Here is a 25599-nt window from a genome sequence, read left to right as displayed (position 1 = left end):
ATTCGAATCATGAGTACACTATTTGAACAACGTCTAAAAGATGTTGAAGCAGATCACTTTGCCCTATTAGAAAGAAAAAACCATCCTGTGAAGGAGCACAACGGTATTTACCAGCGCTATGAACATCCTGTCTTGACAGCAGCTCATACCCCGCTTTTCTGGCGGTATGATTTAAATGAGCAAAGCAATCCATTTTTGATGGAACGATTTGGTATTAACGGAACTTTTAATGCCGGTGCGATCAAGTGGAACGATAAATACGTATTGGTCGTACGGGTCGAAGGAAATGACCGTAAGTCCTTCTTTGCAATAGCTGAAAGCGCAAACGGAATTGACAATTTTAAGTTCTGGGATTTTCCGGTCGATCTTCCCGAGACGAATGATCCGGATACAAATGTCTATGATATGCGCCTGACGGCCCATGAAGATGGCTGGATTTATGGTATTTTCTGTACCGAACGGAAAGATCCGGCAGCGGCTTCCGGAGACCTTTCTTCGGCAGTGGCCGCAGCAGGAATCGTGCGTACAAAAGATCTAAAACACTGGGAAAGGCTACCGGATCTGAGATCCAAGAGCCAACAGCGAAATGTGGTTCTGCACCCCGAATTTGTCGACGGTAAATATGCCTTATATACCCGCCCGCAGGATGGATTTATCGATACCGGAAGTGGCGGCGGTATTGGCTGGGGCTTGGTAGATAGCATGGAGAATGCAATAGTATACGAGGAAAGAATCATAAACCATCGGTATTACCACACGATCAAAGAGCTGAAAAATGGAGAAGGGCCAGCACCTATCAAAACAGACAAAGGCTGGTTGCACCTCGCGCACGGCGTGCGCGCATGTGCTGCTGGACTGCGCTATGTCCTGTATGTCTATCTGACTGATCTTGCTGCGCCAGAAAAACTGATTGCCGAACCGGCAGGTCATCTGATGGCTCCAATGGGTGAGGAACGCGTTGGTGATGTCTCAAACGTGCTTTTTAGTAACGGCTGGATTGCAGATGATGATGGTACAGTTTATCTTTATTATGCCTCGAGTGATACCCGTATGCATGTGGCCGTATCTTCGGTTGAAAAACTGTTGGACTACTGCTTGTCTACAACTGGAGATGGCATGCGATCAAAAACATCGGTTGAAACACTTGTCGGGATTATTTCGAAGAACTTAGCACAATAAAATGTTTAAATTTATTGCAAAACGAGAATGATGAGTAAAACGGAGCGTATTACATTAAAGGAAAAAATCGGTTATGGACTAGGGGACGCTGCTTCGTCCATGTTCTGGAAATTGTTTGGCATGTATCTCATGTTCTTCTATACAGATATATTCGGGATGGAAGCAAAAGTGGTCGGCACCATGTTTCTGGTCACGCGCGTCTGGGATTCTTTGTTTGATCCTATTATTGGTGTACTGTCCGATCGTACACAATCGAAATGGGGTAAATTCAGACCTTACCTACTGTACGTTGCGGTACCATTTGGTGTAATTGGTGTGTTCACGTTTTATACCCCTGCACTCGCTGAAAGTGGAAAAGTTGTGTATGCTTATCTTACTTATTCGGTCATGATGATGGTTTATTCGGCTATTAATGTGCCCTATGCGTCTTTATTGGGGGTAATAAGTTCGTCGCCCAAAACCAGGAGTGTGCTGGCCACCTTCCGAATGAGCTTTGCATATCTTGGCAGTTTCGTAACGTTATTGCTCTTCAATCCAATGGTCAATTTTTTCAGTGGCCACAGGCAGGATATTCAGGCCCAGCAGCAGGGCTGGGTGATGGCAGTGGCTGTTATAGCGCTCTGTTCCGTCGTTCTATTTCTGCTCTGTTTTGCTTGGACACGCGAACGGGTCCAACCAGTAACGGATAGTAAAAGTAGTTTAAAGCAGGATGTCAGGGATCTGCTGAATAATAGTCCTTGGTGGATTTTATTGGGAGCGGGAGTCTCCACGTTGGTCTTCAATTCGGTAAGGGATGGCGCAGCACTGTACTATTTCAAATATTACGTACACGAAGAAAATTATGGCCAGATCGTACTTCTGAACATTCCATTTGTATTGAGTGGACTCTACCTAGCCCTGGGGCAGGCTGCCAATATTCTAGGTGTAATTTTGGCGGCCCCATTAAGTAATGGAATTGGCAAGAAAAACACCTTTATATTAACTATGCTTTTGGCTACTACAGGAAGTATACTTTTTTACTGGCTAGATAAAAGCCAGTTATGGGGAATTTTTGGCCTACAGGTTATGATCAGTATATGTGCTGGGGCTGTATTTCCACTTCTCTGGTCCATGTATGCTGACTGTGTAGATTATTCTGAGTTGAAAACGGGAAATAGGGCAACGGGGCTAATTTTTAGCTCTTCTTCCATGAGCCAAAAATTGGGCTGGGCACTTGGAACAGCGGTAACGGGCTGGCTCCTGGCTTATTTTGGTTTCCAGGCCAATCAACTACAGTCCGAGGAGACGCTTAGTGGTATAAAAATGTTTTTGAGCCTATTTCCGGCAATAGGAACACTCTTATCAATCCTGTTTATCAGCTTTTATCCGCTGACAGAAAAGAGGATGCAAAAGATTACTGCGGAGCTTGAGGAGCGTCGCAATTAATCTAAAGTGTAATGAAGAAAAGCAATGAAAGGATTTAAAGAAGAAATTGAAAATAATATCCTTCCGTATTGGATGGATAAAATGGTTGATACGGAGCATGGTGGTTTTTATGGCCGTATCGACGGTGACAATGTACTGGATAGGATGGCCAACAAAGGCGTCGTCATGCATGCCCGGATCCTGTGGACATTTGCTGCGTCCTACCGTGTGCTGGGCCACAGTGCCTACCGGCAGATCGCAGAACGCGCATACCTGTACCTCAGGGACTACTTTATGGATAAAGAATATGGCGGAGTATTTTGGGAACTTGATTTCCGAGGCCGCCCCGTAAACCGCAAAAAACAGACGTATGCACAAGGGTTTGCGCTCTATGCGTTTTCGGAATATTACCGTGCAACGGGCTGTACTGAAGCCCTGGACTATGCAAAGAAACAATTTTATCAGATCGAACGCTGTAAAGACGATGAATTGGGTGGTTACTGGGAGGCATTTACCGAGGATTGGCAGCCTATTGCCGATATGCGTCTCAGCGAGAAAGATGAAAACGAAGCTAAAACCATGAATACGCACCTGCATATTTTAGAACCTTATACCAACCTTCTTCGGGTATGGATCGATGCAGATTTGGTAAAGGCACATACTGATTTGATATCCTTATTCCTGGAACGTATATATAGTAAGGCTACCGGACACCTGCAGCTTTTCTTTGATGCAAAATGGCAGGTAAAAGGTCAGATGCAATCCTTTGGACATGATATTGAAGCTGCCTGGCTACTCTTGGAGGCGGTCAAAGTACTGGGTGATCCGGATCTGGAGGAAAAAGTGAAAACTGTCATTCCTCATATTGCTCATGCAGCATTGGAAGGGATCTTGCCCGATGGTAGTCTCGCTTATGAAAGAAACAATGCACATTGGGACCGCGAACGCCATTGGTGGGTACAGGCCGAAGCTGTGCTCGGATTTTCATACCTAGGGAAGCTGCTGAATGACAAGCTCTATCAGGAAAAGGCAGAAGGTATATGGGCCTATATCCGGTCGAATCTAATTGATAGCGAGGAGGGCGAGTGGTATTGGAGCAGGCTTGAGAACGGGGAAGTAAATAGAGCTGAAGATAAGGCAGGCTTCTGGAAGTGCCCTTATCATAATGGACGCATGTGTCTGGAAATGATCGAAAATTTTGGAATAAAATGATGAACAATAACGTTGTTTTCTACTTGGTCTTGGTAGCAATGCTCTTGAACTATAGTCTTTCGGCGCAGACCAATGTCCCTATTGACCGTATGGCCACTAGCGAAACTGTCGCATTGTACAAATACTTAAAATCAGTCCAATCGCAAGGAAAGGTTCTTTTAGGCCAGCAGGATGCGCTTTGCTATGGAAGGCATTGGAAGGGAGAGCCAGACCGTAGTGATATAAAAGAAGTGACAGGAAGTCACCCAGTAGTGCTGGGCCTCGATTTTCAGCCGTTGACTCATGAGGACAAGGTCTATCGGGAAAGTGAAACCAAAAGACTGGTCAATGTGGTCAAGGACATGTATCGTAGGGGGGGAATTATTACGTTCTCCTGGCACATGTCAAATCCTGTAAACGGTGGCTCCTATGAATGGAAAAATAACCCACAGCTCGCGGTGAGAGAAATTTTACCCGGAGGCAGGTCAAATGCTGCCTATCAGTCTTACCTACGTCGAATAGGTGCTTTCTTAGCGCAATGTAAAGGATCGAGGGGCGAGGCTATTCCGATTATTTTCAGACCTTTTCATGAGTTCGATGGTGATTGGTTCTGGTGGGGGAAGGGGCATGCCACTCCGGCGGAATTTATTCATTTATGGCGCTATACAGTTAATTATCTTCGGCAAGATCTGGGCATACACCAGTTGCTCTTTGCATTCTCTCCGGACTGTAAGTTTCGGGACCGGACGGAATATCTTGCGCAATTTCCGGGCGATGATTATGTCGATATTTTAGGTATGGACAATTATTGGGATTTTCGCCCCGATGGTGCAAATGATCCAGCAGCAGCAGCGTTCAAGATGGGAATTGTTTCGGCTATAGCCCAGGAAAAAAGTAAGATTGCGGCATTGACCGAAACGGGGCTCGAACGGATTACCGATCCAAACTGGTTTACACAGATTTTACAACCGATATTGGCAAAATGGCCACTGGCTTATTGCATGCTCTGGCGAAACGCAGACGATATTCCGACTCATTATTATGTACCTACCAAAGATCATCCGGCAGCAGCAGATTTTAAGAAATTTTGCCAGTCAGCGGATATCATTCTTTTAAACAACAATAAACTTATTTATAATGCAGCAGCAAAATGAGAAAGACTAAAATAAAAAGATATCTTGGACAGCTAATCCTATGTGGTATATTTACCGTAGCTGTATTCAGCCTCCGGGGGCAACAGCCGGCAGACCTTCATGCGACCGAAGAAACTAAAGATCTGTATCAAACAATCAATTCAAGGCGTGCAAAAGGGATTTCTGTAGGACATCAGGATGCGCTGGCCTATGGCCATGGCTGGTATAAAGTGAAAGGGCGCAGTGATCTGAAGGATGTGGCTGGTAAGCACCCCACTGTCATTGGCTGGGAAATAGGGGATATTGAACTTGGCAAACCGTACAATTTAGATTCCGTGTATTTTGATGACATGCGCCGCTACATCGTAGATACGCAAAAACGTGGCGGTATAACGAGCTTGAGCTGGCATGCCAATAACATCGTGTCAGGCAAAAACGCCTGGGATTGTGCGCAGGACACTGTCGTTCGCTCCATTCTTCCGGCAGGAAGCAACCACATAAAATACTTAAAATGGTTAGACCGGACCGCGGAGTTTTTGTTAAGTCTAAAGGATAATCAAGGGACTTTAATTCCGGTCGTGCTGAGACCTTATCACGAACATACCGGATCTTGGTTTTGGTGGGGGGCTAAACAGTGTACACCCGAGGAATATAAGGCGCTCTGGAAAATGACCGTCGATTACTTTCAGCAGAAACACGGTATCCATCACCTTCTTTACTGTTATTCGCCATCTGAAACCGAAAATGAAGCTGAGTTCTTAGCACGGTATCCCGGCGATGCTTATGTGGACCTGGTCGCATTTGACTGTTATGTACCCGGAGATGGTACGCCCAAAGATATTGAAAAATACAAAATTGCTATGGCAAAAAATATTGCCATTGTAACGGACTATGCCGCCAGATCCGGGAAAATTCCGACAATCGGAGAAACGGGGCTCGAAGGTGTCAAAGATCCGACTTATTTTACCCAGGTGGTTTACCCTTTGGTCAAAGATAAGGGCTTGGCCTGGATATTATTCTGGCGGAATGCTTATGAAAAGGATAAACCAAATCACTATTATGTGCCCTTCAAAGGTCACCCTGCTGCTGGGGATTTAAAGAAATTTACCAAGAAATCCGCGGTATTGTTTTAATGCCAAGAGGTGTACATTCAGTTGTATATGTTAATTTAGTATTTAATTAACATAATTTTAATCTAATTTACACTCCTTAATATTCATTAACACTTGTTGTTGTTAGCTTTGAAACAATAAAAGGTAAACTTATGTTAAGGAAAGTCATATTTTATGGAATGGTACTGATTGTGGGAGTTTCCATAGCTGCATGTTCAAAAGATGAAAAAACAGAATCAGAGTCAGGGGAGGTTATCGAAACCAGTACTGCGATAAACATTAGCTCGATTTCAAAAAGTGGTGCGGTTGAAGGTAGCCAGGAGACTGGAGCGGACGACGATGATCTTATAGCAAACTCCACTTTCAACAGTACCGTAAAAATAAACTACGATGGCAATTCGGCCACTATTGAAAATCCAGCTTCCGGGGTTACAGTCACTCAAACTGGAGCTGATGTCGTTGTAAACTCTTCTGCAAGCGGTGTTGCCTATGAGTTAACAGGCTCAACAACAAGTGGATCATTCAAGATCTATTCGGATAAGAAATTCAAGGTTATCTTAAATGCGGTCTCTATTACAAATAACGACGGCCCTGCAATCAATATTCAGTCTGGAAAGAGGGCATTTATCATACTTGCCGACGGGACGGAAAACAAACTTACAGATGCAGCTAGCTATGCAACATCTGCTGAAGATCAAAAAGGCACAATTTTTAGTGAAGGGCAATTGATATTTTCTGGGACCGGCACATTAACTATTTCTGGCAAAACGAAGCACGCCATAGCCAGTGATGATTATATACGCGTTGTGGAGGGTACGATCCAAGTTTCCGATGCTATTTCGGATGGCTTACACAGTAACGACGGTATTTATATTGATGGCGGGAAATTAAATATCGTGGCAAATTCTGATGGTATTGAAGCTGAAAAAGGTCGGATTATTGTCAATGGAGGGGAAATTACCTTAAAAGTTGCTGACGATGGTATTGTTGCGTCCTATGAGGATGGGGACGAAACTATAATACCCGATGTGATTATAAATGGCGGAAAAATAAATATCGAAACCACTGGATCAGGTGGGGAGGGAATTGAGAGCAAGGCGACCCTTAGCATCAATAATGGTGAAATTTACATCAAAGCTATTGATGATGCGATCAACGCCGGGAAAGCAATTTATATTAATGGAGGAACAATCGTAGCCTATAGTACCACAAACGATGGTATAGATTCCAATGGAACGATGACTATTACTGGAGGGCATATTTTTGCTATCGGTGCAAAGAGTCCAGAAGAAGGGTTCGATTGTGATAACAACACCTTTAAGATTACCGGAGGGCTTATGGTCGGCGTGGGAGGAGCCACAAGTTCTCCAACTGCAAGTGTTTCTACACAGCCCTCGGCAATTTTAAGTGGCGGTCAAGCTAGTCAGATCTATAGTGTTCTTGACAAGGACAACAATGAGGTCCTGACATTTAAATCGCCTGTTTCTTTTTCAACATTACTGATCTCCAATGCTAGCTTTTCAGTAGGTGCATCCTACAAGCTCGTAAATGTATCTTCAGTTGCGGAAGCCAATGCGTTTAACGGACTATACTTAAGTGGAACATTTAGCAATCCAACGGTTCTCTCATCGTTTACATTATCAGCTATGGTCAGTAATTTAGGAGGAAACCTAGGACCGGGTGGTGGAAGATAGAAAGGAATTAAAGTGACCTGCTGAAGCAGGAAACGGGCAAAACGGCCATGGAGCTGATCCATATTTTTATGGTCTCAGAAGCGACGAACTTATTCCTATTTTACCCGGCTTTTACGTATAAAATCATTTTTCGGAATGGATATGTTGCCGTAAACAGGCCGCCGTTCGCGAGACAGTATCTTTGAGCAAATCGGCAACGGTACCTGTGAACACCACATTTAACGATTTTTGTTTGTCGATAAGGCTATCCACATCAATGGTCTGCACAATGCCCAGTCCTTCACATGCCTTGCACATGCCCAAAGGATTATTGAATGAAAAAGCACTTGAATAGCCTACAAAGGGTGTTCCCATGCGCGAGAAAAGCAGGCGCAAGGAAGCATATATGTCGGTAGCCGTTCCTACAGTCGAGCGTGCATTACCGCCCAATCTTTTTTGATTGATAATAATAGGGACATTCAGGTTGTCGATTTTGTCCACATCCGGAACGCCGATGTGCTGCAGCCGGTTTCGGATAAAACTGCCCTTTGTTTCGCTGAACTGCCTTTGGGCTTCAGCAACTATGGTTTCAAAGACCAAAGACGACTTGCCCGATCCGGAGACTCCTGTAAAAACAGTGATCTTTTTCTTGGCGATCTGGAGAGAAATATTCTTGAGATTATTTTGTCGGGCATGTATAATGTGACTTGCGTTTCAAGTATAGTCCCTTTTATAGCGCTCCGTAGGTAAGGTATATTTTATGCTGTTTTAACTATTTCTTTTAACCACATCGACCATATGATCTAAATCAAAGGGTTTTTCAATAAAGTCGTCGGCTTTACATTCGGCGGCGGTTTTTGCAATATCGCTGGCTGTCGATGTCAGGACAGATGGAAGCTCTTCGGTATCTGGATCAGCTTTGAGTTCCTTGATCACCTCGGATCCTTTTTTACTTCCTTTAATATGGTCATCCACTATAAGAATGTCGGGATCAATAAGCAAGCTCTTCTATTGGTTCAGTCGTAAGCGATGGAATCACATCAAAACCCTCATCAACTAAGACCTCATCCATGATATTCAAGATATCTTCATTATCTTGAATAACTATAGCCTTCTTTTTCGTCATTTCTATTGAAATTTATCGCGTAAATATAGGAAAAAAGCGGATACAAAAAACAGGGGAACGCGCAATTTTCAGTTCGGAGAAACAGAACAAAAGTAAGGCTATCAGTGAGCTGATAGCAATGTAGGCTATTAGGGGGATTACGTCGTCGTTTTTGGCTAATTTTTTAACAAAAAAAAACAGATAACATGAATGTTATCTGCTGAACTTAACTTAAAGAAGTTTTTAAACTTCCTACTTAATTAATTATGCTATTCGCACATTAACTGCGTTAATGCCCTTTTTACCGTTTTCTAGATCGAATGTTACAGTATCGTTTTCACGTACATGATTGATTAAACCTGACGAGTGTACGAAAACATCTTGACCGCCATCTGTTGGTGTAATAAAACCAAAACCTTTGGTGTCATTAAAGAATTTTACTGTTCCTTGTTGTATTGTATATATGTATTAAATTATGTATTTATTAGAACGCTTTTGCAGCATACCTTTCCTTTAACCATACGCGTTAGTAAAGGATAAATCGATCTGTCAACAAAAAATGAAGTTTGCAATTTTTCGTATTGATACTATCAATCTGAAAAAGGCAATTGACTTTATATGTTGATAACAAAATAGCAGCTGGAAAAACGAAGACTGAGAAGAATGAGTAAACTCAAAAGTGTCAGAAGAAGTAATGGCAGAAGCCTGATTATTATTCAAATGTAGTTATAAATTATTGAAAAACAAAGTTTTTTATTTTCTTCTGCCAATGTCAGTAAGCGCTAGAGGGGAAAGAGTTGCCGCCGAGTGCGAAGCAGATGCTTTTCTGGCAGAGCCATTTGAACTTGATGATCGCCATGATTTAATAGAGAAAACGTTCTAAGCGTAGTTTTAGATTTTAAGGTTGAATCAGGCCACTAGGCGATTGAATGAGTTGGAAATGCAGAAATAGGAAGCGGACCAAACTTAAGGATAGTTTGGTCCGCTAGGTTAAAAAAAATATCATGCATTAATAATTCTTACGCATGTTTTTATTTTTATCCTGCTTTGTTATACGTTAGCTCAAAGGTATTTTGAAACAATGCATGCTATTGATTGCGCATGGGATTATACCTTGATCAAACGCTATGAATGGCTTAACTGTAATTTTCCGATAAAGGGACGATTATCAATCGTCAGAATAGCTTCTTTAAGGGAATAGCATAGCTGGTAGTTTTCGCTCAGTGCTTTTTTGCTCGCCTCTATTTTGTCGTTTTCAACCTTGTCGACAATCCAGGTTGGGTTTAACGGATCTGAATTAAATTTGGTGATTAATACGGTAAATCCTTCTTTCTGAGCACTGATTAAAGTGTCTTTTGTGATGTCTACTATTTTCATAGTGAGATAATATACGAAAAAAAAACGAAAGATGATGTACTAAGTTTAAATGATAACCTGGTCCACTTGCGGACAATTTTAATAGAAATGTAGCTTCTTTTATGGATCCGGCGCTAAAATTTAAAAGTTTAGAGCCGGGAATATCCGCTGTGATGCAGATTGCAAAAAAAAATAAATGTAACTAAACTTTTTATCTTATTCTTATTTTCCATTGAGATGGTCGCGCACAAAATTTAGCCAATTCAAAGGATCAATGGTTTTATCAATAAATACGTCAGGTTGTAATCCGATGTCGTCTACAGGGAAGTCTGGAATACGATAACTTTTAGATAATCCATAGTACAGTTCAATATCGCCACAGGGTGATGTAACGATATTTACATTAGAGATATCAAGCATTCCTTTGGTTGTTCTACCGTACAATTTTACCTTTTTACTTTGCATGGCGGTCAATAGAAATTGCTCTGTCGTGCTGCCGTTATTTTCATTGATAACGATCCCTATGTTTTTGGGATAAGGCTGAATGGTATCCATCTTGGTTATGTTTACTTTTTTATTGAATAAATCGACATACTCACCTTTATTGGCCTGCAATTTTTCGTAGTAGTTTTTGAACGTCTTTTTAGACTCCTCGTCAAAATCGGGGTTTTGACTCAGCTCCAACATGCGTTGATTATTTAAATCTGTCGAATAAAATAATGCACCTACGGTTCTAATCGGCTGCGTGTATAAGAAGGGGATAAGGCTACTATAACTCGCATCACTTCCGCCTGGATTATTTCTAACGTCAATAATAAAATTTTCGGTCGATAAGATGGTTGCTCGGTTGGCCAATATAAGGCTGTCAATTGCTTTTTTTTCGGATATTTCAAAATCAGGAATTCGGAGGTAAACCGTGTTTTCATTTATTTTTTCGAATAATGGCTTTGTGGAGTTTAATGGATTTAGGTCCTTTTCAATAGGCTGCTTATTTTGTTCGGTAACCTTTTCGCCTTTCTTTGTTTTTCCAATATAATTTACGCCGATATGTCCATTACGAAAGAAACGGATCCATTGATTGAGTAATGTAGCGCATTCCTGATTATTGGGCAAGTGTTTAACTTTTTCGAGATACATTTTATTGTGCAATTCATAGGCATCCTTGCCCTTCTTGCTGATGATGTATTGGAAACCGGCATCATTCTTTTCAAACGTTTTTTTTACCCACAAAAAATTGGATTCACAATTGCAGTTTTGAGCGAAATTTAGGATAGGTAAACTTAGCAATAGCCATAAAAATAGGACGCGTGTGTTCAGGTGCATAATCAAAATTGTTAATAATTGTCGATTGCACAAATATAGACTAAAAATGGAAAATACCCTCGTAACCGAACAAAAGATTATTCAGGATGTCAAGGCCCCATTTTTTAGCTACATTTACTTAAAATCTGATCCTAATGGATAAACTGAATTACTCGGGGCAGACACCATTTAATGAACACCACTGTTATACAGGAGTACTAAGTGCACCCGAATCCATCCATTATTTACATGGGATGGTAGGGTCATGTACAGATTGAAAGTTAACAGAGCTTGGAAAACGACAACATTGATCCTGGACAAAAAGGGGAACATCCGTTTTCGAAAGGGTGGGATTTGAAGGTGAGAAGCTACTGCAGAGCCTCGATGCCATGATCGAATACCTGAAAGAACTGGAGCACTAATTTGTTGGATTCCATGTAGCTGTTCGCAAATGTGCTGTTTCATTGAGATAGTAATACGACAACATCAATGAAACAGCAATTGCTTATATCATATCGATCACAACCCCATAAATTTAAAAGGTTGTACTTTTTTTAGGTGTTCATTGCTCAATCCAGTATAGTTTTTGTTTTGTTCCACATCAAGTTTAAGAACCTGACCTTTTTCGCTCAGATCCAGATCTTTTAGATTGATCCAAAAGGTACCCGGAGTGGTTACTGTTTCAAAATAGTAAACCAAATCTTTATGATCTGCTACAGAACGCCAACGTGTCGTCGAGATATTGGGTTCTTCCTTGGAGGAAATTCCATAAGGAACAGAACAGTTGCGAATTACGCTAAACACACTTGCAACGGATTTCCTCACGTCATCGGTCTGTGGAATTGCATCAATATAAAAGGAAGCACGCACAAATCGGTCTGCCGCACGGTTGGTACCAGGCAACATGATAGTACCTGGAATTCCCCGCCAATAATTATTGAGTGCCAGCTGCTCTTCAAAGATCGGCGAGTTTGTCATCACGACGTATTTCGGGTCGTGGTGTATCACAAGCTTTCCGTTGATGTATTCAAATATGGCGTTGTCGCCAGATTTATCGGATAATGATAAATGGAGTGTCGTAAACCGTTGTGTACCCGGGATATAGTCGCTGACTAAGACGAAAGGTTCGCTTTTAAGAGCATCTACGGCCTCTGCTACCGAAGCATAGTTATCTAATATATACTGTGCCCAAGCGGCAATGGTCAATCCGGGCTTCTGTCCTTTTGGATCGAATTTAGGATATTGGGATTCGGCTAGCCAAAGGACATTGGCTACAAGGCCAGCCTCATTCAAGCCATCTGTAGTGGCCATGTCCCAGGCACTCGCAATGACACTGCCATATTTTGAAGTCCATTTGACGGAAAGGGGACCCACTTCTCCATTTCGTTTCATCCCTTTTGGAAACACCCACAGATTAACGGGTATTTCATCCCGCCAGTCCATACTTCGGGCGGTAAGGACAGTTTGATTGGGCCCTTTATATACAACGCGTGTGCATGCATCGGTTTTGCGATAGACAAAACAAAAAACCAGTACTAAAACAATTAAGATTCTTTTCATTTTCTTAAATTTATATGATTAAAATGTATTCCTATGTTGGTCTATAATCCCGTAGCTCAATTCGCCTGCTGCTACATTTAACTTATTTAAGTCTATTTCTGTTAATTGGGATAATTATTATTGCCATAATAACTAATTTTCCCCTCTTTTGTTTGTCCTAAGCGTCAAATTTTGGGTAGCTTAATATTAAATTAACACTGGAGAATAATAATCTTCGTAATTGTACTCTTGGCTGCCATTCGCGACGATAATAGGGCATGCCGAAGAAAATATAATCCTTTATTCGCCCGCTACAGCTGAAGTATATTTATGTCATTTGGCTGGGCCTGAATGTGGGCACGTAAAAGGATAGAAAACAAGTTTGAAAAGTATTGTCTTGGTAGTCACTTTGTTAATTTAGCTTAATTTTTGTTAAATCGAATCTTCCTGTAGGCTAACATAGTTAAATAATTCGTTATTTAGGTATAAATGGAAACACGATGATGTCCGATTTTAAAAAAAATATGCACTTGGCAAATCGCGCCGGATTTGGGATGAGCCTACAGCAGATTACCGTTTTTGAACAGCAGTCTACCGCAGTCCTCTGGAAGCAATATGCTCAGGAACATGAATTTCATCCCATCAGTTTCAATACGGAGCAGACCAACGTCGACTACACGGCGCTTTCCAAGTTGAATGCAGCAGACAAAAAGCAGGTACAACAGCTCAATCGAAAGCGTAATATTGAGATCAACCTTAATTTCCTGAATGAAATGGTGCATAGCGAAGATCAGCTCAGGGAGAAGATGGCCTTTTTTTGGCACGGACATTTTGCTAGCCGGGTTATCAACGCCAATTTTAGCGCCCATATCCTCAACGAAATCAGAAAAAATGCGCTTGGAAATTTTCGGGATCTGCTGTTCGCCGTTTCCAAAGCTCCGGCTATGCTCAATTTCCTCAACAACCAGCAGAATAAAAAAGACCATCCCAATGAAAACTTTGCCCGGGAAGTGATGGAACTCTTTACGATGGGGCGTGGCAACTATACGGAATCGGATGTGAAGGAAGCTGCGCGTGCATTTACGGGCTGGTCATACGATAAGGATGGCCAGTTCTTGGTGCGTAAAAAGTTTCATGACTCCGGCAGCAAAACATTTTTGGGGAAAACCGGAAATTTCGACGGTAATGCTATCCTGGATATTATCTTGGAGCAGCCCGCTACGGCCCGTTTTATCACCGAAAAGCTCTACCGTTTTCTGGTCAACGAACAAGTGGATCAGGACATCGTCGACACGCTGAGTAAAGATTTCTTCGATTCAGGATATGATATCAGGCGGTTGCTAGACCGTGTATTTACGGCAGCCTGGTTTTACGACTCCAAAAATGTGAGCAACAAAATAAAGTCACCGGTGGAACTCATGGCTGGTATTATGCGTATGCTGCCCATGGAGATCGCGATTCCTGAAAACCTGATTGTTTATCAAAAGCTGTTGGGACAGATGCTCCTGTATCCGCCGAATGTAGCGGGATGGCCATCGGGAAAAGCCTGGATCGACAGCTCTACCTTATTGCTCCGGATGCAACTACCGCAGATATGGACCGGCCTGCGGCCGCTGGATCTTGACGCGCAGAATGACGATGACCTTGATATGGGGATGAAGCAGTCGCGGGCCATGGCTAAAGCCTATAAAAACCCAAAAATTTCCATTGACTGGGCTGGGGTCGAGGCTGTATTTGCCGATCGGGAGCCCTTTGAGCTCCTGCTGCAGCAGCAACCTTCCTTTGGTAAGGCACTGCGCGATAGCTACGCTGGGGGAAGCCGCCGTAGGACTATTATTGAAGTAATGAGTATCCCCGAATATCAACTCTGTTAATCGTAATAAGAAAGCCATGATCATCAAAAGACGCCAATTTCTCAAAGCAGGTTCACTTGCAACAGCATCACTGCTGCTGCCCAATTTCTTAAAAGCCATGTCTTTGCCCGAAGCGCTGGAAAGGGGGCAAAAGGTGTTGGTCATCTTGCAGCTTAGTGGCGGCAATGATGGGCTGAATACCATTGTTCCGATGCGCAATGATATCTATTTTCGGGAAAGGCAGACGATTGCGGTCGATAATGCACTAACGCTCACAGATGAAGCAGGTATTCATCCGGCTTTACCTTTTTTCAAGACACTTTATGATCGTGGCGAACTGGCCGTACTCAACAATGTCGGCTATCCTGATCCCAATAAATCGCATTTCCGCAGCATGGATATATGGCATAGTGCGAGCCGAAGCGACGAGTATCTGGAGAGCGGCTGGATAGGTCGCTACCTCGACCAGGCCTGTTACGACTGCGGTCATCCGACGCAGGCGCTCGAAGTGAATGATATGCTGAGCCTTGCCCTCAAGGGAAAACAGAAAAAAGCGTTTGCGTTTAAAGACCCCAAGAAGCTTTATCAGACCAGCCGTGAAGAGTACTTTAATGCACTCTATCAGGAACATCAGCATCAGCATGATGAGGAGACAGTCGCCTATCTGTATCAGACACTGGGCGATACGATCAATAATGCCGACTATATTTTTGAACAGAGTAAAGCCAGGAAGACCGCAGCAGCGTACCCCGATTCGGTGCTTGGAAAGGATCTGAAGACGATATCCTCGTTGATTAAATCAGATATCAATACACAGGTATATTATCTGCAGATCGGTAGTTTTGATACGCATATCAATCAGCAGCAGCGGCAGGAGAGCTTATTCCACACCATCAACGATGCCGTGGAGGCGTTTGTGGACGACCTCAAGAAAAATAGCCTTTTTCAGCATGTCATGCTGATGACCTTTTCGGAGTTTGGTCGCAGGGTGGCCCAAAATGCCAGCAATGGCACGGACCATGGTACGGCCAACCAACTTTTTTTTCTATCCGGAGGCTTGAAAAAACAGGGCCTGCTCAACGCGCTGCCCGACCTGACCCAGCTCAATGAGGGGGATCTCCAGTATACGGAAGATTTTCGAAAAGTATATGCTACACTATTGAAAAAATGGCTCGATGCAGATTCAGCCAAAATATTGGGTTGGAAAAATGGGATTTATGATTTTATTTAAAAAACACCTTCTTATGAGTAGGTATTTATACGCTTTTTTTTTCGATAAATAGTTTTATGCCTGAATTGTGTGATGGGCTTTGATTTACAGGATTTATTAGAGATATTAGTGCTATAAACTTAAAATTTGAGTCCATTACACAACCTTTCGGAAGAAACATTGATTCTTTTGCTTAAGAAAAAGAACCAGCAGGCCTTTAGCTATCTCTACGATAACTATGCGGACGCCTTGTATGGCGTAGTTTGCCGGATTGTAACTTCTGTTGAGCACGCAGAGGAAGTTATTCAGGATGTTTTTGTTAAGATCTGGAAACATGTTGATCATTTCGATGCAGAGAAGGGAAGGTTATATACATGGATGATCAATATTGCGCGTAACGCCGCTCTGGACTACCAGAAATCTAAGCGTGCAAAGAATGAATTGAAAAACCAACCGCTCTCCAATATCGTAAATAGAGAAGAGGAGCTAGATCGAAGTCAGAATGAACGGAATGCACGGGCAGATTTTATTGGATTTAAAAATGTTTTAGATAACTTAAAGCCCGAATGCCGTATTTTGATTGAAATGGCCTACTATGAAGGATATACCCAACAGGAAATCGCACAACAGCTCGATATTCCTTTGGGGACCATAAAAACACGGACTAAAGCTGCGTTTTTACATTTAAAAAATTTATTAAAAGAATATCGTTAATTTTGGATATCGAAGCTTACATATCATCTGGGATTATTGAATCGTATGTGTTAGGACTCGCTTCCGAAGAGGAAGTCAGTATCCTGAACTGTATTCGTAAAAATAATTCCGCAGTGGATGAAGCAGTAATCGAAGCTGAAAAAATGCTCGAGAACTTGGCTGAGATCCAAGCGGTGGCAATGCCTATTTCCCTGAAGGTAAAGATCTGGGCTAGGCTTGAAGATGAAAACCTCGTTGCGAAGAATGATTCAGCAGATCTTCCTCCCACGCTGATTACTTCATCGGATGAATATGATAAGTCACTAAAAAATTCCAGCACTGAAGAGCAGACGGCTCAGATCGTATCGCTAAGATCTTATGGGTGGGCAATCGCAGCAAGTGTTTTGCTTGCGCTTAGTGCTGGTGCAAATCTATTCTTTTATCAGCAGCAACAACAGGATAGACAGATGCTTGCTCAAACGAATACACAACTAAATTCGAAGCAAACTACCTTAGCTGTATTGCAGGACAAATGGGCACTCATTCAGAACCCGGCCATTAAAACGATTTCTTTAAAAGGGGTTGAGACCAAACCAGATTTGCACGCACTAGTTTACTGGGACCAGCATTCTAAAGCAGTTTACTTGAGTCTTGAGCATATGCCCGTTCCTCCCAAGGGTAAACAGTATCAGCTCTGGGCCATGGTAGACGGACAGCCGGTCAGTGCTGGTGTATTTCCGGTGGCTGCCAGCAATCAGATGGCCAGTAAAATGCTTGATGTTGCCAAAGCACAGGCCTTCGCCATTACGTTGGAGGATGAAGGTGGAAAACCTAGTCCTACGCTAACAGAGCTCTGCGTGATGGGAAATATTTAGCCCTTATTCTCTTAAATTTTTTACTGTCGGTCAGGATTTAATAGCACGAAAAAGCCCCAATTTGTAAACCAAACCGGGGCCGTTTTCACAGGTAGATTAAGACTTTTGTTAAGCTTTGATAAATAAACCTGCAATATTAAGTACAGCTTCTGCGGTTAATGGCTCATCAAAAGATTGTGTTGCTGCACTAGTTGAGATTTTCCCCATCGAGCCAGACAGCGAAGTTATGTCAACGCCTGCTTGCTTTACATTATCTTCACCTGCATAAATAGGATCTACGACGGCACCGATACCCGTATCGTTGGCTCCCGTAATCCAAGGCTTTTGATTTGCGGCACCACCGCCGCGTGCGCGGTGCATCTGCCGGATATGGGAGGCATGCCTAGCTTCGACAGAGTGGATCTGTAATGCAGCAGTAAGAACAACGCGGTTGCCAAGCAAGATGCCTGCCTGTCCCTTATATGCGCGCACTCCGGTATCTTCAAATGCCTGAGCAACCGCTAAAAATGTATCATAATCGCTAAAGACATTTCCAAATGTGCCGCCAGCGGTGAAATCAAATGTCGGCTTTGAAACAGCCTTACTGCCCAATACTTGTTTCAGAAAATTCACGTGAGCTACCTCATGATCCCGTATGGTGGTAATGGCTCCAAGCGGTTTGCCCGAGGGGATAAGTCCAGCTTTGGCAACTCCCATGGTATAATATTCTGCTTCTAAATATTCGAGGGTCAATGCATAATTTAGGACACCATTTACGTCCGTTGGAGCTGTGGCACCATAAGCTTTTTTGAAAAGTTCACTAACGAAAAAGGGTAGTGCTGCCAGCGTTACTTTTTTACTCATGGAAGCTAGATTTTTAATTGCTTCGCGACGTGGGCTGATGCGATCGCTGAACTCAGGATCTACAGCATTTATTTGTTCAAAAACGTTTAAAAGATTCATGATAATTGAGTTTTGGGTGATTAATAAGTGGGTAGATCCGATACATCGATTTTCGATTTGATAAACGGTGCTGCAGCACTCAGTACGACACTAGGGCTTTTTGCAACATCAAGACCATTGGAATCCACAACTTCCATATTGGCAAAACTGCCATTGTCTATCATGTCACGTACCCAAGCAGCATGCCGCGCTTCAACCGAAACGATCTTGCCTGCCAATAACAGGTAATTAGGATCTTTAATAAGCCATCCTGCACCGTTATATGCTGAAACGCCCAGATCCTCAAATGTTTTGGCCGTTGCCAGGACATTTTCCCGACTACTGAAATTAATACCCGAAAGATTTAAATCAAGGCTGGAGATTGCTTTGGCACCCAGTGCAACTTTAAAAAATTCGCGATGGGCAATCTCATGATCACGGATATCTGTAAAGAATGCCTTTTCCATATCGGTCATTCCCGTGTAGGGGTTATTGACCAATTGAATGTAAAAGGCGGCTTCAAGCTGTTCGAGCGCGTATGCGTAGTTGAGAATAGCAATATCGCCACTACCAAAATATAGACCCTTACCACCATTATCCATACCGTCATCATGATCTTTTTTACAACTGGACATACCCAGGATGGCTAATGATGCAGCACTAGCGCCTGCAAATTTTAGGAAATCCCTTCTGCGAAGATCCCTTTTTTCAATTTCGCTATTGGAATGAAATAGCGAATCATTGTGGGGCTTTGTTGTCTTTTCCATAACAAAAGTCTTTAAGTTTTATAATTTTCTGTACTTATAACCATTTACGACTTTTTGGATAGCTTGGATTTAATAATTCTATTTTTTTTAATTTTTTTTTGATGTAGGTTTTAGCTGTTGTAAATAACGATCGTTTTACATGTAAGCGGATCGCTTATTACGGTACTTCTCGGGATAGCAGCGCACAAAAAAACTGATGCAGACTTGCATCAGTTTTTCGCTAAGAGCTATTTATGCTATACCATTTACTTCTTGGCTAGCAAGGGCAAGTATTTTGCATAACCCTTGGCTTTCATTTCTTCTTTAGGCACAAATTGGAGAGATGCACTATTGATGCAATAGCGTAGCCCGCCTTTGTCAGCAGGGCCGTCATCGAAGACATGTCCTAGGTGAGCGTCGCCAGTTTTGCTACGTACTTCCGTGCGGCGCATGCCGTGAGAATTATCCGCTAATTCTTCGACTAAGTCTGGATTGATCGGTTTGAAAAAGCTGGGCCATCCACAACCTGATTCAAACTTGTCGGTCGAGACAAATAGTGGTTCACCGGTAGTAATATCTACATAAATGCCATCTCTGAACTCATCATTGTATGCATTATCGAATGCACGCTCGGTTGCCTGATGCTGCGTTACATCATATTGCAGTGGTGTAAGTTCTTTTTTTAATGTGCTTTGGTCTTTCCTTTTATAAGCTTGCTGCGCGGATGAATCTTTGGCGGGAGAAGGATTGGCTTTTCGTGCCAACTCGAATAATTCCGGATCAATATGGCAGTAGCCACCTGGGTTTTTGTCGAGATATTTTTGATGGTATGTCTCAGCGTCGTAGTAATTTTGTAAGGGTTCCAGTTCAACAACTATTTTTGCCGGATATTTTTTGGCCAGTTCGGCAAGGCTTTCCTTGATAACCGGAACGGCTGAATCGCTTGTATAGTATATGCCGGTACGATATTGTGTTCCGATATCGTTTCCTTGCTTATTGAGCGAGGTCGGGTCAATAGTCTTTAGGAATAAATCTACGAGCAGCTTTAAGTCAACGACTTGTGGATCGTAAGTGACTTTGACAGTCTCCGCAAAGCCTGTTTTTCCTGTGGAAACCTGCTCATAGCTTGGGTTTTTTAGATTGCCATTGGCATAACCAACTTCGGTAGCGGTCACCCCGCGAACCTGCTTAAAAAAATGCTCCGTACCCCAAAAACATCCCCCTGCAAAATAAATAACCTGCTCGTTCTCACCAGTAGGGTTCATAGCTTGTTTTTTAATTGTTTTGGAATCATTAGTTTTCTGTGAAAAACCAAATTTGCTGAGCATAAATAAGCCTAATCCTAGTAATAATAATAAAAATACCTGTTTCATAGCGTTTCTCCATTCTTGTTTTTTAATATACGATGTAAAGATCCAGATCGGTTTTAATCAATTTAAAAATTGGGATTCTTTGCTTCGTTATTGGTAAGATATATCTAGTTATGAAATTCCATAAAGATCGATAGAGCGTTTTAGGATGATGGTACTTTTTTTACCTGAAGCAGACAATACGATACAGTTACCGATAGAAATCTATAGTTGAGTTGCTAAAAGTTGACGGATAGTGCTTCCCATTTTTAAACTTAAATGGATGTTTATTGTTTCCTATTCGAGATAATGCCCCTGGCGGATTAGCAATGCCCGATATTTATTAAACACACTTGATTTTGACACAAAACCCATATACTTATTCTCAAGTCCGAGCACAGGTAGGATCCAGGTATCTTCTTTATTCATTTTGTTCATCACGGATTCCATATTTTCATTTATCAGCACAATATCATTGGGTTTCTGGGCGAGTTTTTCAAAGGTACTTTCCAGTCCTTCCAATTCGCCAAGTAGAATCGAGAATAGATATTCGCTGTTGACCAGCCCGATGAATTTGCCATCATGGCTCACAATAGGAAATATATTTCGTTTGCTATGAATAATATCGTGCTGCCTAGATTTAGGGGTTTCATCGGGACGTAAAATCACAAAGTTGGTTTCCAGAACGTATTTGATGCGCATCATGCTTAATACGGAACGGTCTTTATCTTCATAAGATATTAGGTCTCCCGATTCTGCGAGCACTTTGGTATAGATCGAATGTTTGAGCACTGTTCTATTGATAAGGTAAGATATTGAACATACAAGCATCAAAGGAACCATCAATGTATAGCCTCCGGTCACCTCTGCAATAAGGAACATGCCGGTTAAAGGTGCATGCATGATGCCGCTCAGGGCACCGGCCATGCCAGCTACGACAAAATTAGGAACGTTCAGCTCTGCAAACCCTGTCAGATTGATTCCATAAGAAAATGCAAAGCCCATTAGTCCACCCATAACCAGACTTGGGCCGAATACGCCACCATTGCCACCACCATTCAGGGTAAAAAGTGCGGCAAATGATTTTCCGAAGAGCGTCAATAGGGTATAACCGAATACTACGAAACCCATATTGTGGTATTCGGAGAATAAACTATTCTTGACAATTGCGTTGAACTGCCCATTCAAAATTTGCTGTATGGTCAGATAGCCCTCGCCGTATAGCGCAGGAAATACCAGGATCATAAGACCCAGCGCAACACCGCTCACCCATACCTTGTTATAAGGGTTTTTGATTTTCCGAAACCATTGGTTGACAACGATAGATACGCGCGCAAAATATACGGTGTATAAGCCTATCAGTACAGCCATTAGCAGGTAGAAGAATAAGGCGGATACCTGCCAGTAGGAATTAAAGTTCGTAAATAGGGGTTCACTGTAGAGCAGCCGCGAAACCACCGATGCCATTGCAGAGGAAATTAGCAGTGGAATAAACACAGGGATGGAAAATTCGGGTAGCAGAATTTCAATGGCAAAGATCATTCCTGCCAAAGGACTATTAAATGCGCCAGCAATACCTGCAGCTGCGCCGCAGGCCAGTAGCATGGTCACTTCTTTATATTGTAATCCAAAAAAACGCGCAATGTTTGAACCAATAGAAGATCCGCCCAAGGCAACGGGAGCCTCCAAACCACAGGAACCTCCAAATCCGACAGTGATTGCTGAAGTCACCACCTGTGAATAAATATTACTGGGATCCAGTCGGCTTCCTTTTCGGCTGATAGCGTAGATAATGGGTGTTATGCCATGTTCTATCTTTTTGCCTTTGATAAATTTTCGGACAAATAATACACTCAGCAGAATACCGATCAACGGAAAAACCAGATACAAAGAATACTTTAATTTCCAGTCAATATCGTTCTGAATACTGGTCGCAATAAAATGAGTCAGTCTTTTTAAAACGGATGCCATGAGTCCGCCAACAATACCTACCAAAAAGGCCAAGATGATGATAAAGTTCCGATTAGAAACTTTTCTCATACGCCATTGGTTGATATGGTCTATTTTTTTATAGAAGGTCTTTTTAAAATTTGCCATTTTTGAAATATTCAGCACACTAACTTACGGACAGCTGAAGTAGCGTGCGCCAATATAGTCATTATTGGAAGCAAATAGTTTGTATCGTCTTATAGTATGTATTAATACTAACGTATTGTTACATACACAGGCTTATACACTACTCTTTTTGCCGAACACCGACAATACCATATAACCTAAAATTCCCGCCAGCAGGGAGGTCAGCAGAATCGATAACTTCGCTTCATTGATATGCAGCGCATCGCTGAAGGACAGGATGGAAATAAATATAGACATGGTAAAGCCAATTCCAGCCAATAAACCCACACCCAGGATATGTTTGAATGAGCTTCCTTCCGGTAGACTACTAATCCCAAGTTTAGAGCAGACAAAAGTCATGATTAAAATGCCCAACGGCTTGCCCAGTAATAAGCCAAGGCTAATACCTAGCCCCATCGGCGCGACCAATCCTGTAAGCATTTCACTTTCAATGCTGATATTGGTATTGGCAAATGCAAATAAGGGGATAATCAAAAAATTGACAGGCTTGACAAGCGCATGCTCCAGACGTTCTAAGGGCGACTCAAGGTCTGTATCATTGGTCGGGATAGTCATCGCCACCATCACACCAGCAATAGTAGCATGTATACCCGAATGATGAATAAAATACCAGATAAATACACCTGGTATCAGATACAGATAGGGGTTTTGTATATTCATGCGGTTCATGACAAACAGAATAACCATACCGATCCCGGCATACAGTAAGTAGGTGGTTTCAATACCTGAAGAATAGAAAAAAGCAATCACCAAAATGGCGATCAGATCGTCCACGATAGCCAAAGCGGCCAAAAATACCTTTAAACTTGCTGGAATCCGGTTACCTAGCATACCGATTACGGCTAATGCAAAGGCGATATCTGTCGCCATGGGTATACCCCAGCCACCTGCTGTCGCCTGCCCTGAATTGAAGCTTAAAAAGATGAGCGCCGGAACAATGGCTCCGCCAATAGCGCAGAGGATTGGGAGGGATGCCTGTTTGGGCGAGGAGAGTTCCCCTTCCACGATCTCGCGCTTGATCTCCAGTCCCACGAGCAGAAAAAAGATAGCCATTAATCCATCATTGATCCAAAGCAGTATGCTATATTTTAAATGTACGGTGTCAGTATCGAAACCAATAGGTGTATCTAAAAATGACTGCAGCCCAGGACCAGCAGCAGTATTGGCGACGATGAGGGATAAAATGACGCAGATAAATAATAAAATGCCGCCAGCGTTACTTGACTTGAAAAAATTTTTAAATACGGTAAGATTAATCAATTGGCTCATGGTGTTGCATGTTGTTTTTGGACCATAGGTCCATGTTCGGAAACTGAAATTTGGAATTGTCGAATACAGGGTCTTTCTTGGACTTCTGCTGCTCGCGATAGTCTGCATAAATAGCGACAACTTTTTTGTGAAGCAGGAGTATTGCAATCAGGTTGAGCCAAGCCATAAGCCCGACACCAATGTCGCCCAGTGTCCAGGCAGATTTGGCTGTACTGATACATCCGACATAGGTGGATACTAATATAAGCAGTCGCAGAATCCAGATAAGCACGGTTTTATGTTGTTTTTTTCGGCTAACAAAGCTGATGTTGGTTTCGGCGATATAGTAATAAGCCATAATGGTCGTGAACGCAAAAAAGGCCAGCGCCAACGCGACGAAAGCATTTCCAATGCTGGGGAAATGATGTGAAACGGCCTGTTGGGTAAAGGCGGGTCCCATTTCCGTCGCCGGAAGATGTTGGACGAGAAATCCTCCGGCTGGATTTTCAACATTATATTGCCCTGTAAAGAGAATCATCAAAGCTGTTGCGGTGCACACAAACATGGTGTCGACGTAAACAGAAAACCCCTGTACCAGGCCTTGCTTGATCGGATGGGATACCTCGGCTGCTGCCGCCGCATGTGGTGCTGTGCCCTGTCCGGCCTCGTTGCTATAGATACCCCGTTTAACACCCCATGAAATTGCCATGCCGGCAATTGCGCCAAAGGTAGCTTCCATGTTCAAGGCAGATTTTACTATCAGGGCGATAACGCCGGGGATCTCCGTAAAATTGAGGGCAATAATAACTAGAGCCATAAGAATATAGGCGCTCGCCATAAACGGTACAACGTATTCGGCAACGGTGCTGATCCGCTTTACTCCACCGATGATAATAATCGCCAATAGTCCGGCAATAGCCAATCCGGTGATACTCGGCGACACATGGAAAGCGGACTCGACTGCTGCGCTGATACTGTTGCTCTGCACACCAGGCAATAAAAATCCGGTACTGATGATCGTCACGATTGCAAAGGTCCAGGCAAAAGTCTTGGATCGTAATCCTTTCAGGATGTAGAATGCAGGTCCGCCCCGGTATTCGCCATCGTTTACCTCCTTGTACATCTGACCAAGGGTAGCTTCGACAATAGCCGAGGCGCTGCCTAAAAACGCAATTACCCACATCCAAAAAATAGCGCCCGGCCCGCCCATGGCGATTGCTGTGGCAACACCAGCAATATTACCGGTACCTACCCGGCCTGAAATAGCAAGCGAAAAGGCCTGAAAGGAGGAAATACCTTTGTCGGAACTGTTGCCATTAAAAAGCAGACGGATCATTTCCCGTATTTGCATCAGCTGCGGGCAGCGGAAGCGTGCGGTAAAATATATCCCCGTTAGCAGGCAAAGGTACACCAGAGCGTCGCTCCAGATGATATCATAAATTTTATTGATTATTACGTCCATGTTGTATCATTGAATTCATAGGCCGCCTAAAAGTAGGGAAAACCAGCCAAGGCTGCTTTAAATATTGAATAGATTTTGTTTATGTATTTTAAATATCTAATACGTATAATTT

24 protein-coding genes are annotated in these 25599 nt (G+C 42.7%); 11 read left to right on the top strand and 13 right to left on the bottom strand.

The features are described from left to right. Window positions 1–9: 9 nt before the first annotated feature. The 6 genes from BGP15_RS10055 to BGP15_RS10030 all read left to right on the top strand — a co-directional run bounded on the left by BGP15_RS10055 (window position 10) and on the right by BGP15_RS10030 (window position 7713). Entirely contained in the window at window positions 10–1179 is a 1170-nt protein-coding gene (locus BGP15_RS10055) for a glycoside hydrolase family 130 protein (protein WP_112374618.1), read from the top strand. Window positions 1180–1206: 27 nt separating this feature from the next. After that, complete coding sequence (locus tag BGP15_RS10050; protein ID WP_286769423.1) at window positions 1207–2604, top strand: MFS transporter; 1398 nt, start codon at window positions 1207–1209, stop codon at window positions 2602–2604. Window positions 2605–2628: 24 nt separating this feature from the next. Beyond that, window positions 2629–3795, top strand: a complete 1167-nt coding sequence (locus BGP15_RS10045) for an AGE family epimerase/isomerase (RefSeq protein WP_204991190.1) — start codon at window positions 2629–2631, stop codon at window positions 3793–3795. Further along, window positions 3792–4928 carry a glycoside hydrolase family 26 protein gene (locus BGP15_RS10040; protein ID WP_286769422.1) on the top strand — a complete coding sequence of 379 codons (1137 nt, stop codon included), beginning with the start codon at window positions 3792–3794 and terminating at the stop codon, window positions 4926–4928. The genes BGP15_RS10045 and BGP15_RS10040 overlap by 4 nt, the downstream gene beginning before the upstream one ends. Next, on the top strand, window positions 4925–6040 hold the full coding sequence (locus BGP15_RS10035) for a glycoside hydrolase family 26 protein (RefSeq protein ID WP_286769421.1): 1116 nt from the start codon (window positions 4925–4927) through the stop codon (window positions 6038–6040). The genes BGP15_RS10040 and BGP15_RS10035 overlap by 4 nt, the downstream gene beginning before the upstream one ends. 131 nt (window positions 6041–6171) lie before the next feature. Continuing rightward, entirely contained in the window at window positions 6172–7713 is a 1542-nt protein-coding gene (locus BGP15_RS10030) for a carbohydrate-binding domain-containing protein (protein ID WP_286769420.1), read from the top strand. Window positions 7714–7836: 123 nt separating this feature from the next. On the opposite strand, the gene BGP15_RS10025 is transcribed toward BGP15_RS10030, so the two are convergent. From BGP15_RS10025 to BGP15_RS10000, 6 genes are all read right to left on the bottom strand, one after another. Further along, window positions 7837–8292 (bottom strand): P-loop NTPase family protein, encoded by a 456-nt coding sequence (locus BGP15_RS10025; RefSeq protein WP_286769419.1) that lies wholly within the window; start codon window positions 8290–8292, stop codon window positions 7837–7839. A gap of 168 nt (window positions 8293–8460) precedes the next feature. Next, on the bottom strand, window positions 8461–8694 hold the full coding sequence (locus BGP15_RS10020; protein WP_112374621.1) for a response regulator: 234 nt from the start codon (window positions 8692–8694) through the stop codon (window positions 8461–8463). Further along, window positions 8684–8818, bottom strand: coding sequence for a hypothetical protein (locus tag BGP15_RS10015; protein WP_256603326.1), 135 nt, complete (start codon window positions 8816–8818; stop codon window positions 8684–8686). Before BGP15_RS10015 ends, BGP15_RS10020 begins: the two co-directional genes overlap by 11 nt. Window positions 8819–9061: 243 nt before the next feature. Continuing rightward, window positions 9062–9253, bottom strand: coding sequence for a cold-shock protein (locus BGP15_RS10010; RefSeq protein ID WP_070566563.1), 192 nt, complete (start codon window positions 9251–9253; stop codon window positions 9062–9064). A 669-nt stretch (window positions 9254–9922) separates the two neighbouring features. Further along, window positions 9923–10174 (bottom strand): hypothetical protein, encoded by a 252-nt coding sequence (locus BGP15_RS10005; RefSeq protein ID WP_286769418.1) that lies wholly within the window; start codon window positions 10172–10174, stop codon window positions 9923–9925. A 201-nt stretch (window positions 10175–10375) separates the two neighbouring features. Next, window positions 10376–11476 carry a S41 family peptidase gene (locus tag BGP15_RS10000; RefSeq protein ID WP_286769417.1) on the bottom strand — a complete coding sequence of 367 codons (1101 nt, stop codon included), beginning with the start codon at window positions 11474–11476 and terminating at the stop codon, window positions 10376–10378. 134 nt (window positions 11477–11610) lie between these two features. Between BGP15_RS10000 and BGP15_RS09995 the strand changes: the two genes are divergently transcribed. Continuing rightward, window positions 11611–11733: a hypothetical protein gene (locus tag BGP15_RS09995; protein WP_286769416.1), complete on the top strand. Its 123-nt coding sequence runs from the start codon at window positions 11611–11613 to the stop codon at window positions 11731–11733. Between the two features lie 241 nt (window positions 11734–11974). On the opposite strand, the gene BGP15_RS09990 is transcribed toward BGP15_RS09995, so the two are convergent. Continuing rightward, on the bottom strand, window positions 11975–13015 hold the full coding sequence (locus BGP15_RS09990; RefSeq protein ID WP_286769415.1) for a linear amide C-N hydrolase: 1041 nt from the start codon (window positions 13013–13015) through the stop codon (window positions 11975–11977). Window positions 13016–13494: 479 nt separating this feature from the next. On the opposite strand from BGP15_RS09990, the gene BGP15_RS09985 reads away from it, so the two are divergent. From BGP15_RS09985 to BGP15_RS09970, 4 genes are all read left to right on the top strand, one after another. Next, window positions 13495–14868, top strand: a complete 1374-nt coding sequence (locus BGP15_RS09985) for a DUF1800 domain-containing protein (RefSeq protein ID WP_286769414.1) — start codon at window positions 13495–13497, stop codon at window positions 14866–14868. Between the two features lie 16 nt (window positions 14869–14884). Then, window positions 14885–16078: a DUF1501 domain-containing protein gene (locus tag BGP15_RS09980; RefSeq protein ID WP_286769413.1), complete on the top strand. Its 1194-nt coding sequence runs from the start codon at window positions 14885–14887 to the stop codon at window positions 16076–16078. A 126-nt stretch (window positions 16079–16204) separates the two neighbouring features. Then, window positions 16205–16771 carry an RNA polymerase sigma factor gene (locus BGP15_RS09975; protein WP_286769412.1) on the top strand — a complete coding sequence of 189 codons (567 nt, stop codon included), beginning with the start codon at window positions 16205–16207 and terminating at the stop codon, window positions 16769–16771. A 2-nt stretch (window positions 16772–16773) separates the two neighbouring features. Continuing rightward, window positions 16774–17625, top strand: coding sequence for an anti-sigma factor (locus tag BGP15_RS09970; RefSeq protein ID WP_088161364.1), 852 nt, complete (start codon window positions 16774–16776; stop codon window positions 17623–17625). A gap of 108 nt (window positions 17626–17733) precedes the next feature. On the opposite strand, the gene BGP15_RS09965 is transcribed toward BGP15_RS09970, so the two are convergent. From BGP15_RS09965 to BGP15_RS09940, 6 genes are all read right to left on the bottom strand, one after another. Continuing rightward, window positions 17734–18567: a ferritin-like domain-containing protein gene (locus BGP15_RS09965; protein WP_286769411.1), complete on the bottom strand. Its 834-nt coding sequence runs from the start codon at window positions 18565–18567 to the stop codon at window positions 17734–17736. 20 nt (window positions 18568–18587) lie between these two features. After that, on the bottom strand, window positions 18588–19313 hold the full coding sequence (locus BGP15_RS09960) for a ferritin-like domain-containing protein (protein WP_088161365.1): 726 nt from the start codon (window positions 19311–19313) through the stop codon (window positions 18588–18590). A 245-nt stretch (window positions 19314–19558) separates the two neighbouring features. Then, window positions 19559–20557, bottom strand: a complete 999-nt coding sequence (msrB, locus tag BGP15_RS27070) for a peptide-methionine (R)-S-oxide reductase MsrB (protein WP_286769410.1) — start codon at window positions 20555–20557, stop codon at window positions 19559–19561. 381 nt (window positions 20558–20938) lie between these two features. Further along, window positions 20939–22738 carry a chloride channel protein gene (locus BGP15_RS09950; protein ID WP_286769409.1) on the bottom strand — a complete coding sequence of 600 codons (1800 nt, stop codon included), beginning with the start codon at window positions 22736–22738 and terminating at the stop codon, window positions 20939–20941. 132 nt (window positions 22739–22870) lie between these two features. Beyond that, entirely contained in the window at window positions 22871–24046 is a 1176-nt protein-coding gene (nhaA, locus tag BGP15_RS09945) for a Na+/H+ antiporter NhaA (RefSeq protein ID WP_112374627.1), read from the bottom strand. Further along, window positions 24030–25487, bottom strand: a complete 1458-nt coding sequence (locus tag BGP15_RS09940; RefSeq protein ID WP_286769408.1) for an alanine/glycine:cation symporter family protein — start codon at window positions 25485–25487, stop codon at window positions 24030–24032. Before BGP15_RS09940 ends, nhaA begins: the two co-directional genes overlap by 17 nt. Window positions 25488–25599: the final 112 nt, after the last annotated feature.

It is taken from the genome of Sphingobacterium sp. 40-24 (assembly GCF_001899705.1).
GTDB lineage: Bacteria > Bacteroidota > Bacteroidia > Sphingobacteriales > Sphingobacteriaceae > Sphingobacterium > Sphingobacterium multivorum.
The sequence above is the reverse complement of the archived record's forward strand: the minus strand, read 5'-3'. Positions and strand labels throughout refer to the sequence as shown.